Here is an 11,746-nt window from a genome sequence, read left to right on the forward strand (position 1 = left end):
GTTACATTGAACAACTCTTTCCAGAAGACAGCGCAATTTTGCGCTCTCATTCGTGAATGAGTTTTCCGCGTTTTCGCGGAGGAGGAATCGTGTCACTTAGTGACATCTACACAGTAACGACATTACAAAATGATATTTCCTTGGGGGGACACTTGATGACACACATTTTGTTTGATATTCACACACACAGAAATGTAGGAAATCCCACCATTTAAACGTACTAAGCTTAACTTAGTAGTCTAATACTGATATTGTTTAAGTATTAGTAATGGCAACAATGCCCTAAGTTAAGTTTAGGACATCAATAAGGTTCCCCGAAATTTGCGTAGAAGCTTCCCAATATCAAGGTATCTATCAATCTGCACAAAAAAAGTGCATATTGAGATTGGATAAAAAAATCCAGTCACCGTCAATATGGGGGCAACTGGATGGTAAAATTGGTGTTTTACATGGGTTATATTGACTATATATACTCTCCTTATTAAATCAGACTCAAATACCTTAAACAAGTTGGACATTGCAAAAAATATCTGACTAAGCCTCATCCCCTCTTAATTTTCATTAATCGATTTCAACGATAGCAATTTTACCTACTTTAAATAAAAGTACCTACTCTTTTGTTTAGATTTCATCAATCTCATCTTTATTTACGAAATAGCGGATTTATCAAAAAATAAACAAATAGCCCCAAAAAGACAAAAAACGACATCGACTTTTGATTCGAATGGCATGTTCAAGTACTTTAGGATGTGTGCTAGTCTTTGATTATAAATATTACAAAGGGGTGCAATTATGTTAAAAATTATAAGAAAAATTGCTAGTCCGTTACTTGTTATTTCTTTTTTAACCACCTCATTCTTAACATCGCCTGCATCAGCAGACGGAGAAAAGGAATTGACGTCAAAAGCTAAACCAAATTCGTCCTTTTCTACATTGGTAGATAACATTGTGCAGGGAAAAACTACGCTAAAAATCAATACCCTTAAAGAAACAAATGTCACAAAAGACGAAGCCTTAAAACAATATGCTAAAGCTTTTGATATTGTAGAAAAGTATATTGTAGAAAAAAATATTAAAATCAATCAAGATCTCGACAACATTGAATATCAAAAATTTATAAAATCATTAGGGTCATCACTTGATGACTTTTCAGAGCCTGACAGACAAGAACTTGTGAAGTTAGTTAAATTTGTGGATTTATACGAAAACGCTGAGAAAAACAAGATTATTAATAACCTTAAATCAAAATTATATACAAAATCCATTAATGAGGATGGCTTAGCGGAACTGTTGGAACTTGTACCAGTATCCTTGTCAGATCCTTCAACAGTTGAGGCTCCTTCGACTGTTGAAGCCTCAGTTTATCAAGAAAAGGCAGACATAAAACCGTTAAGATATGCAAATGGATACAGTTCAGTTGAAGCAAGAGAATATGCTTACAAATGGTGGGATGACCGTAATCCAACTTACTCTGAGTACTACGCCGATTATTTTGGTTGTTCTGTAAGTAGAGCATGTTGGAATGACTGCACCAACTTTGTTTCACAGGCATTATATGCTGGTGGTATGCTGGAATGGGATGGTTTATATTTAACTGGTGATGATGCTTGGTACTTTAGAAATGGTCGCCTCTTTAAACCAACTCATAGCTGGGGAGGGGCACATAACTTCTATAATCACTGGAAGTATAGAGCTAAATTAGCATCTAGTACAAACGATATATCAATGGGAGACCCAGTAAATGCTGACTTTAATAATGATGGTGACATTGATCATACAGCTATTATAACTGAGTTTACGAATGGTCGTTTCTTTTTGACTCAGCATACAACAGATCGAAAAGACGCTCCCCTATCTACTTGGTATTCAAATGGGTACAAGGTTTATGCATGGAAAATGAGTACTGCAAAAAGAACCCCAAATGACTGAGGTGTTTATGCGCTTGATTTGTTTAGTATTATTAATAATCCTTGCATCATGTTCAAATGTAACAGATAGTTCGACCCAGGAGGTTAGTACTGAATATGAAAATGTTCAGGAACTTAATAATTTGCCTCTTCCCAGCACTGCCATCGAAGTCGATGGAAAATCTGCTAAATATTTTAAAATATATGAAGTTTCTCAACCTTTTGAAAATTTTAATGCTGCATATCAAAAAGAACTCAAAGATGAGGGATGGGAAATAACTGAAGTCGAAAGCAACAAAGTAATATCAGTAGAAAAAAACAATATTAAATACTTACTGATTATTACTAAAAGCTCTGACAATCAAACAACCAAGGTTACAGTTAGAAAAAATTCTTAAGACCCCACACGGGGTCTTTATTTATATTATGAATATGGAAGTCTCAAAGCCCCCGTAACTTTCACCTACGTTGGTTAACATTCTCCTTTGAGCAGACCTCACAGGAGTATGATGCATAGTCACATGCTTGTCCCCCTCCAAGAGGTCACAATTGCGGTCACAAAATTCAGTTATTTATAAGATTTTAATAGAATGAATCAGTACAGATCAGTAAATTGAAAACTGCTATGAAAGCTTGTCCCGCTTGACTTTAAGTCTTAAACAGCGAAAAAATTTACTATTCTAAATTCGGTACATCTTAGACGCACCACACATGATGTAACCACGGGAGTTAGAGATCGTCAATAGCGTTGTTTTAGGCAGTTTGACCTCGACTCCGATAAATGTATGCTCACCCACTTGAATGGGTTCCATGTGTATCATGGTTATTACATGCACCTCCTCTTTGTTCATCCGGGATATTTTATGCGGCATTTACGGGTAAGTGTGGACACTTGTGGATACATTCAAAATATTAAGAAGCTTATTTATGTACAGTAAAACAGGCGATATCAAAAAGACTAGACGAATCATTCCATCTAGTCTTTCCTTAATTTGTTTCTATCGTATTTTTTAAGAAGGTACGACCGCACTATCATTTGAACGATTGATATGCTCCTGGTTAATAAAGTCAATGGATTTAGATTTCAAATATCTTTCCTACTTAAATTACCAAAAAAAGACCGCCTAAGCGATCTTGGCCAAATTAATCTTTTATCTGGCTCTTAGGGTTCTTTCATAATCTTCAAATCTAACTTTTCGAATCATGCTTCTGTTTTCTGTTCGAACAATAATTCCTTCGGATTTACCGATTACATCAATACCTACCTTAGTAAATTCATACCTCTTCAAATACGTGTATACATCATCAATTGACTCAGGAAAAAGATCTGAACTTAAATGGTCTACGATAGGGCTAGCATCCAATTTAAAGCCATCAACCAATCTACGCTTCTCTGTCTCGTTGTAAAACGGCTGTCCTCCATTGTCTCTCCAAGATGCTATAGCAGATACATCCCTATCCATCAATCCATTAAACTGCTCCCATGTGAGGGAAAAAACATCGAATACTTGATAACCTTGTGTTTTATTCTGCGTATAGTTTTTAGATTTAGGAGTTTTTCCTCCATAAGATTCTTGATAGATAACAGTTAACGCAAGATCGTTTCGATTCTTAAAAATAGATCCTTTCAGCTTTTCTGCTAATGGCTTTAAAAATTCTGCAATATTACCGTAAGGGTTTGCTATTCTATCTCCTTTAGAAGTTAAAAGCTCCTCTCTGGAACCTATAAAATAATCCGCTTCTTCACCATCGTTGATGAATATCATTCTTGAGTTCTCACCATCTACTTTCTCATAACAATATAGCATCTCATCAGAAGGAAAGAATTTAGCTTGAGTAAGAGTATCTTTTAGCCGCCCTCTTTCGCCTATTTCATGATATGTAAGAATGCTAGGGTACTTCGTAATCGAATTAATTTTTTGTATATCCATGTTTGTCTCCTTTTATCCAACTAAAAAATCATTGTTATATGTGCGGTTAATTAAAGCTTCAAACGGTCAAATATCTTAACAAAAATCCTTGAGATATTCTTTGCATCATCAATTCCTCTATGATGAGTACCCTCCAATGGCAGATTAAGCATCTTTAAAGCTCTCTCCATACCAACTCCACGATCATTTCCAATCAGTTTTCCATGCTGATGTTTAATACTTATATGACTTCTAATCCATTCAGTTCTGATTTTATGTAACTCACAGTCCTTCTTCAGTTGACTCTTATCATAAAATCCCCAAGAACAAAGATAATAGGGTTCTTTACCAATCCATTCTTGAAACTTATAAATAGCTTGTGGAAAATATGTTGCCATATCAATATCTTGCTGCGAAATTGAAGTTAGACTCTTACAGAAGTCAGATAATTGTGGGTTCAATTTAGGTTTAATAAAAGTTTGAAATTCGCCTATAATCTCTAAATTTACATTTACTTTGACAGCACCAATTTCAATAATTTCATTCTGCCTTGTTCGATCATTCTCCCAGCAGGTAGCTTCTAAATCAAAGATTATGTAGTTCATTATTTATCCTTTCTCATGTCAAATCTTGTTTTACTCTCACCATAGTATAGCTAGGTTAGCCATCTTTCAAGCCAATGAGCCATTTGCAAGTATTTTATGCAAGACTTGATAAGCTCTGATTGTTATATTTACTTCGTCAGCGATAATGATGATGGAATCATAGAAATAAGAAGCGATAATTCGAATGGTAAATTCTATGTCGTTTTCATATAGGTATACCTGGTAAATCACTTTTTCTTTACTGTTGTGCTCATTAATCACTTGCGCATCCTTGAATTCCTCGCGAATAATATCAGGTATCAGAGTGACAGCCTTTTTCTTGAATTCAAAAAAAATTAATTTGTTCTTATGAAATTCTAGTGTCAACCCTTCTTTCATTACAAACGCCCTCCTCATGGACAGAAAAATTCATTTTGATTCTTCCTAAGCTTTTATATATTTCCAAGATAATTATTAAATACTAATCCCAACGATCAATCTTGATGAGTCGTGCGGAGTTGTCTGATGTTACTTTCACAATCAAATTCCACTCACTATCCTTAGAGTAACCCACACCACTAGCTGACGCTGCTTCAATTCCTTCGATTGGAGTGTTAGCGGTGTACGCTTCAAGCGTCTTTCTGATTTCACGAAGTTCTGGTTTCAGTGTTTCAACGAAGAATCCTCTGCCTTTACCCTCCGACAAATCTTTGCATCCATCCAACAAGAAGAAAATATGATGGCCTGTATGAGTAACTTTCTCTTCGCCCCACAAATTTGGAGAATTCGTAATTCCGTTTACCTTGACAAAACTATTAACTGAAACATTCCATGCATCGTCAGAAGAATATGAATTTGAGTTAACGATTTCCGGATGCTGGCCCTTAATATGTTTAAATATAAATACGTCTTGTTGATAGCCATCACCGCCAGCAACACCATGATAGGAATATATTTTTCCATTGACTTCAAGTTCTACCTTGAATGGTGTGCTTCCTTTTCCTCGTTCACAGTAATTATGAACATAGAATCTATATGTTCCATTTCTAGCTTCTCCTTCGCTCCATCTGATATTTTCTACTGGCGAGTACTCTCTATGACCTCCACCATTCATATCAATGTCTAGCCAACCATTACACCTGCTTAGCTTGTCTCCGTAGTAAATATGTTCACCGTTAGGGGTCACGCAATGCAAATCAAGATCCGTATATCCTTCCCAAATGAGTGAGCACCGGATTTCATTGTTCTCATATTGACCACCTGCACTCTCAATCCTACGTTTGATCTCTCCATCAATGCCTCCATGATAATACCAGCTAAATGCGTTATCCCATTGCAGAATGTTAGGTGCTGTATCATCAGAAGCCGTAACCAATGCCATAAATCTATTTGGATTGTCGATTTTCACTTCAATGCTTTCTGCTGATGGCATTACCGTTTTTCGGAATTTATCCCATGTCATAACCGCGCTTGGAAGGTCAACTCTGTTTGAAACAGTATTAGTTTTCTCTTTCGGCGTAATATTACCGAATATACCTCCAGCTTTAACAACACCCTTATTCACAAAAGAACCCTTACTCTTCCAAATGGTCTCAGGGACTTCTTCAATCGTTGCGTATCTTCGTTGTAGCGAATTAGCAATGCCAAGCTTCTGAACAATCTTCTCAGCTTGCTCAATGTTCCCTTGAGATGGAGCAACTTGCGCTCTCATATAATTGGAAGGACTCATTTTTTCAGCAAATCTACGACTTATAGAGTCAAATGAAAGGCCATTAACAATATCGTCAAGCAAAGTTCCGATCATGCTGCTTTTCACATGACAGAATCCAGATGGAGCGGTTGCAACAGCCATCCAAGTAATGTTGTCACGAATTTGACTGTTCTGAATGTTTTGATGTTTTGCGTGAAGAACTTGAAGAAATTTAGCTACACCAAGAATTTTGTCAGACCTATACAAAGATTCTGATTCCAAGAGAGTCACAGCTTGTTCTACAGCCTCCGGCGGATATTCCGTAAGTCCAGCAGTCAAAATTCTGAAATCCTCTTTCTTCTCTGCCAGTTCCTGTCCAGCAGTTTTCAGTCTAGATTGATAAACTTTTTCTGCTGGAAGCGTAACTGACATATGATCCCGTCCATTAGAGTGTGGCTGACCAAGATTCCTTTCGCTAGAAACAAACACCCCTGTAACTCTAGATTTAAGAACAATTTGCTTCATTGCATTGACAGAATTAATGAAAAACTCAGGAGTGTTGCTTTCATCCCACATAACAGAATAGATTTCACCATCTTCAGAAATAGAAACAAGCCCACCAAAACGATTCACGAAATTTCTACAACATTTACAAGTATAATGTTGTCTTGCTTCATGTGGTAAGCCCTCAAGAAATGCGTCAAATACTCCATCGGAATCAGTTGTGAAAAGCGGCTTGCTGCTAAAGGTTGTAAATCTTTCTTTGATTACCTCACTGAAATGTGGGTATTGATCATTGCTGTTGTCGTATTTGTCTTTGATATAATTGATATTGTTGTTCACTTTTTAACCTTCTCCTAATTGTATTATTATTTATGTAACATGATTGTAAAATCATCATTCTACTTCAAAAGTCTTCAGTATCTAGTTACCTGAAGCGATGAGTTTTTCAACCTTACGATCCTTTTAATCACTTACCTTATTCCTAGAATCGTCCCATGAGTCCAGACTCAGATAAGACTCTCCTTCAATGATATCTTTTACCTTACTATGCTGCTGTGACTTGAAAAGCTCTATCATTTCAATTAAATTATTACGATCCAACAACTTTACTCCACTAAAACTGGCTAACTGTTCACACAAGGATCCATAAATACCAAACCCGCTCCAAAATCTCTACTGTCTTGTATCTTATACGCATCACTATAGCCCAAGCACAGCTTCCACAAATAAAATTCAAAATCCTTGCCATCTTCCATACGGTTTATTTCCGTTAATACCGAGTTTGTAAGGGTTAATACCCTGCGTTATTTTATATCGCTTTTGAACTTTAGGCTTTTTAAGAAAATGTAACAGAGCCAAAGCAAGCAATATAGCAATGACACCAACAATCACAAATATAGATAACTCTGCTCCCCCTTGGCTATTCCAACTCTTTTCCACACTTGCTTATAATACAACACTCAGGGACAATTTCCCAATTATTTTTTAAATAACTATAGTAAATCGACAATAAATAACGCCTATTGCTAGATGCTTAGTTACATATCAAAGGGGTAAAATCACTCCTATCTGACTCCTATATACACAATCCTTCTAATTTCGCCTGCCTTTTTATTATATTTGCCTCACATAGACAACATGGCGAAGAGCCTAAATCATTTTATTAGGCTGATTTGTTGTAAATTTTTACTGAACGCCATTCATGTTTAGTAGATCACGAAGAAAAAGAATAAAATTCCTAATAATACAAAGTTTCTTTTCCTAATACTTTTGACAAACTGTCATAAGCCTTGATATGACGGGATTTCACGTATTGTTAATGTTAGACGCTGTGTACATTCTTAGCGTGACCTAGAGTTTCAAGGATTTTATCCATAGTCCTTTTTATTGATTTAAAACGATATAATTGACATAATATCAATAAACATCCTTTCCAAAGATTTTTAAGATCGCTATATTTATAGACTTTTCCTACATTACTTTGAATGGCTTCATAGTACAAGAATTCTACTTTTCCAAAATCATTATTGGAGGCTAACAAATGAGTAAATTTGAAAAAAATCTAATTAAGTATTTGTCTTACGGTTTTTTTGTAGGAATATACTATTCCTTTATTAAAGGGCCAACAACAACGAGTACTCCGATCAACGGTACGTTTGAATTTTATACGGTACCCACTTCTACTTTTATTTTCAGAACATTATCAACCTCGTTTCTACTAAGCCTCTTTGCTGGAGTGGTGTATACAATTACTTTTTTATGTATAAGAGGAAGTAAGTAGATTCTTTGAATAACTCCAAAGCAAAAGAAGCTGTCCAAATCGCAGCGGCTCCTTTTCTTAAGTGACAGTTCGAAGCAAATATTACGTCATTGGTAGCGCCACTTTAGCTTGCTCCAACAAAGGGGATAGTTATCGGAAAATACGGAATATCAATCTTTACGGTAATGATATTTGCAAGCGCTTGGATGCTTAGTAGTTATACTAAAAATCATACTCAAAGCGATAGGTAAAGCTCCCTTAGTTAGTACACAAGTTATTTTTAAGGACGAAACCAAGGCAAGGTATTTTTAAAGAGCAAGATAAAATTATTCAGTATAGCCACGCCCCCATTAAAGGAGTAGATGATGGGGCGTATAATTATTCTTTGAAGGATTATAACGGAAATACGTGGATACATTCAAAATATTAAAAAGCTTATTTATGTACAGCAAAACAGACGAAATCAAAAAGACTAGACGAATCATTCCATCTAGTCTCTTGATCATAAGTTAATGTTCTAGTTCTACGCTTTATTCAAACTTTTTTAAGTACTGTTACTTGTGTTCCCTTTTTTATATCTTCAATGTTTTCTGAATCCTTTACATTAATTCCAATTAGCGGATGGTTAGCAATGGAGAAAGAAATGCTTATATCCAATACGTCCAGTTCGCATTTCGTTCCATCTATCTTATCTACTTGTATTTTTGAACCTATCAAACCTTTCAAATTGGTATGATCCTGCTTATCTAAACCAAGATTTGTTCCAATTAAAATGATTCCTTTATTGGGTGTTTTAATAATATCGTCTAACTTCATAATCTCCAAAAGAGAACCTCTCCATTCTAACGTTCATGTATGAACAGTATATCTTTAACTTCCCTAATTTTGATACCTTCGTTTTTTAATCTAGTAATTCCATCTCTTAATAGCATGATTCTTTCTAATTGGGTCAAATCAGGAGCAAATCGTGCAGCTCTGATACTTGCTTGAGCTTCGTCAAGTGCAAAGTTCCTAGTTATAACGTTAAATTCATCATCCATAACCCGGAAGGATTTCCCTGCTAGTCCTGCTTCATAATGTCCGACAACTTCATGCGCTATTGTTCCATGACCAGTAATCCGGCTATTAGCTGCTAATTTACCTGTCGCATTAGAAGGTAATACATCATTATTTATATTGAGAATCGTATCAAATAATAATCCAGTAGGAGATGTGTCATTAGGCCCCGCTACACGGATATTTTCTTGTGGCATCCCTAATTTTTTTGCATACTGAGTTAAACCTTCAATTTGTGCTACAGTTAAAGGCACTTCATTACGCAGGCCATTAGTATCAATAATTTTTCTTGCATTGTCCGCCTCTTCTATTATTCGGGTAGTTCCATCTTTTAATGGAGTATATTTTATAGACCCTGATAACCCAATTTTAGGCTTAATAACTGAGCTAACTCCTCCAAACAATCCTGCTGTACCGATCATATTAGCACAGTGTTCCTTTGACCACGCATTGGTAGGATTAAATGCTCCCTAAATCATACCCGTTATTCCAAATGTACCGAAATTGAGCATGTCATTCCATGAATCGTTTTGTTTAGCTGCCCGTTCCATGTACCCTTGATACATTCCTTTTGGAATACCATACGACATATAATCTAAGAAGCTCCAAACCGAATCAAACTTTTTCTCATAGCGTACTGAATTAGCATCTACAAAATCCTGACCTAGTTCAGTTAAGCTATCTACCGATTTCTGGAATGCATTTCGTGTATCTGGAGCAGGAATAGCACATGAATTCGGTGGAGGCGGTAAACAACTTGTGTCAATATTACCTGCTTCCATTAGGTCCGCTAATCTGAATTTATCTGCATGATGACGTAACTCCCTCGCAATAGAATCCATCAGTGTAACAAAGTCGTTCATATTCTTCTGAGAGGTCTGGAAGGAATAGTAAAAGTGCTCTTTAGTCAGTCCTTCCCACAATTGTCCCATAGATGAAATTTGTTTTAATAAATTGCTATTCATTTGAGTTGCAGTTTGCTGTGCTAACTCAAACTGCTTGGAGACAGTCATAAGTTGCTCAGGTGTCACTTTAATAGTTGTCATAGTTTACCTCTAGTCATGAATTCGTTATGACATAGTAACACTATTCCGATTTATGGAAAATGAACTTAGTTCCTAATTGTTATATGAAGGATTAACCTTTCTACCTATGTCTAAAGGCTTAAATTCATCGTTTTTAATCCTCATCTTCAATCTTTAATCTGTAACTATCCATTTTGTTTTTTCTGACTGAACTAATCATTGATTTCCTTATCCGAATAATCACCCAGAAAGTTAAGAGATCATAGCTCAATCCCCAAACCCTTCCAGCGCCTCATTCACTAATCCTCTATATTGTGAGTCCAGATTAGTCTTCCGTCTTTATCAAGCAGCATCCCTAAAGGTTAAATCCTCTTGAATAGCACCCTTTAGTTCCCTTTTTTCAGAAACCAGACTACCATAAGAATAAAGATAATAACTTGATGTTTTTTGGAGGGTTGTGAATTGGTAGAAAAATTTGAAAAGACATTCGTTCAATTAGTCAATGCGAGCTATCTCCAGAAGAATGGCAAGCATGGTGGGAAGAAAATAAAGTTCAATTGGAAAAGCACTTATCCCGTGGCGTTTTTCTTAAACTCAAACCCATCAAGCACGACTTTCGATGGTTTCCTATCCTTTCCAGCCAAAAGAGAGCCGTCGAATATCTTTCGGCGAGAAACAAAATTCCGATCTATATCAACAACACTATGAAGCCGAATTCAAAGCTTTTTGTAAGATTCAAAAAGAGCAGGATAAAATTCAACTTGAACTTCTTAACAAAAAGATACCACAAGTATTCCAGACATATCCAAAGTTTGCAGCTTCGCTTAGAAACGTTTACAGTAGTTTGGATGTTTTAGATGGCGGTGCATCTTTACATAAAATTGAACAGGTAGAAGCATCATTAGGGTTTCAACTGCCGAGCGATGTAAAAAAGCATTTTGAAACAGCTGAAAATATTTCAATTGAAGGATACGTTTAGAATTGGAATCATTACGAAAAATAGATATAAAAGCGAAGCCCTATATCGTTTTGGGTGAATTTTGGAAAGAAGCTGACGTGGACTTACTGCTGATAAAGCCTGAACCAGCAGAGATCTGTAAGATCTATTATTACGCACACAAGAGTAACACAGTAAAAAAGCTTTGCTCAGGCATGAAGTCGTTAATTGAAAACAAGTTTTCCTACTATAACCGTCAATAGATAGTTATTCGCCTGCGACAAAAATGGAGCTCTTCCAAAAGTAGTTTTTCTTCGACCATTAGACAGTCTTTTGCGTGAAAAAAGTGAAAACCGGACTGGTAAGGGGGTATC

The 11,746-nt window shown here is 36.0% G+C and carries 8 protein-coding genes and 2 pseudogenes; 3 read left to right on the forward strand and 7 right to left on the reverse strand.

Annotation, left to right across the window (positions count from 1 at the left end):
* Window positions 1–792 precede the first annotated feature (792 nt).
* Together BN1546_RS03500 and BN1546_RS03505 are read left to right on the forward strand one after the other, a co-directional pair.
* Window positions 793–1,929 (forward strand): amidase domain-containing protein, encoded by a 1,137-nt coding sequence (locus tag BN1546_RS03500; RefSeq protein ID WP_255305262.1) that lies wholly within the window; start codon window positions 793–795, stop codon window positions 1,927–1,929.
* Complete coding sequence (locus BN1546_RS03505; protein ID WP_058829304.1) at window positions 1,922–2,305, forward strand: hypothetical protein; 384 nt, start codon at window positions 1,922–1,924, stop codon at window positions 2,303–2,305. Before BN1546_RS03500 ends, BN1546_RS03505 begins: the two co-directional genes overlap by 8 nt.
* Before the next feature lie 303 nt (window positions 2,306–2,608).
* On the opposite strand, the pseudogene BN1546_RS27215 reads toward BN1546_RS03505, so the two are convergent.
* From BN1546_RS27215 to BN1546_RS03545, 7 genes and pseudogenes are all read right to left on the reverse strand, one after another.
* Window positions 2,609–2,728: pseudogene (locus BN1546_RS27215) on the reverse strand (DUF1805 domain-containing protein); the annotation flags it as partial.
* Between the two features lie 330 nt (window positions 2,729–3,058).
* Complete coding sequence (locus BN1546_RS03510; protein ID WP_058829303.1) at window positions 3,059–3,838, reverse strand: RNA ligase family protein; 780 nt, start codon at window positions 3,836–3,838, stop codon at window positions 3,059–3,061.
* Window positions 3,839–3,888: 50 nt separating this feature from the next.
* Entirely contained in the window at window positions 3,889–4,422 is a 534-nt protein-coding gene (locus BN1546_RS03515; protein ID WP_058829302.1) for a 3'-5' exonuclease, read from the reverse strand.
* Between the two features lie 66 nt (window positions 4,423–4,488).
* Window positions 4,489–4,800, reverse strand: a complete 312-nt coding sequence (locus BN1546_RS03520; protein ID WP_013370248.1) for a hypothetical protein — start codon at window positions 4,798–4,800, stop codon at window positions 4,489–4,491.
* 82 nt (window positions 4,801–4,882) lie between these two features.
* Window positions 4,883–6,934 (reverse strand): YfaP family protein, encoded by a 2,052-nt coding sequence (locus BN1546_RS03525; protein WP_058829301.1) that lies wholly within the window; start codon window positions 6,932–6,934, stop codon window positions 4,883–4,885.
* Between the two features lie 1,954 nt (window positions 6,935–8,888).
* A complete protein-coding gene (locus BN1546_RS03540) occupies window positions 8,889–9,170 on the reverse strand; it encodes a hypothetical protein (protein WP_253806490.1) in 282 nt (93 codons plus the stop codon).
* Between the two features lie 26 nt (window positions 9,171–9,196).
* Window positions 9,197–10,456: pseudogene (locus BN1546_RS03545) on the reverse strand (WXG100 family type VII secretion target).
* 598 nt (window positions 10,457–11,054) lie between these two features.
* Here BN1546_RS03545 and BN1546_RS03550 point away from each other — a divergent pair.
* Window positions 11,055–11,414 (forward strand): hypothetical protein, encoded by a 360-nt coding sequence (locus tag BN1546_RS03550; RefSeq protein ID WP_090735973.1) that lies wholly within the window; start codon window positions 11,055–11,057, stop codon window positions 11,412–11,414.
* Window positions 11,415–11,746 lie beyond the last annotated feature (332 nt).

Source organism: Paenibacillus sp. Mc5Re-14 (genome assembly GCF_001049835.1).
Taxonomy (GTDB): Bacteria; Bacillota; Bacilli; order Paenibacillales; family Paenibacillaceae; genus Paenibacillus; species Paenibacillus polymyxa_C.

What these genes read in the sequence shown, in the direction of transcription:
- BN1546_RS03500 (WP_255305262.1), top strand. Translation starts at nt 793, where the DNA reads ATGTTAAAAATTATAAGAAAAATTGCTAGTCCGTTACTTGTTATTTCT.
- BN1546_RS03505 (WP_058829304.1), top strand. Translation starts at nt 1,922, where the DNA reads ATGACTGAGGTGTTTATGCGCTTGATTTGTTTAGTATTATTAATAATC.
- BN1546_RS03510 (WP_058829303.1), bottom strand. Translation starts at nt 3,838, where the DNA reads ATGGATATACAAAAAATTAATTCGATTACGAAGTACCCTAGCATTCTT.
- BN1546_RS03515 (WP_058829302.1), bottom strand. Translation starts at nt 4,422, where the DNA reads ATGAACTACATAATCTTTGATTTAGAAGCTACCTGCTGGGAGAATGAT.
- BN1546_RS03520 (WP_013370248.1), bottom strand. Translation starts at nt 4,800, where the DNA reads ATGAAAGAAGGGTTGACACTAGAATTTCATAAGAACAAATTAATTTTT.
- BN1546_RS03540 (WP_253806490.1), bottom strand. Translation starts at nt 9,170, where the DNA reads ATGAAGTTAGACGATATTATTAAAACACCCAATAAAGGAATCATTTTA.
- BN1546_RS03550 (WP_090735973.1), top strand. Translation starts at nt 11,055, where the DNA reads ATGGTTTCCTATCCTTTCCAGCCAAAAGAGAGCCGTCGAATATCTTTC.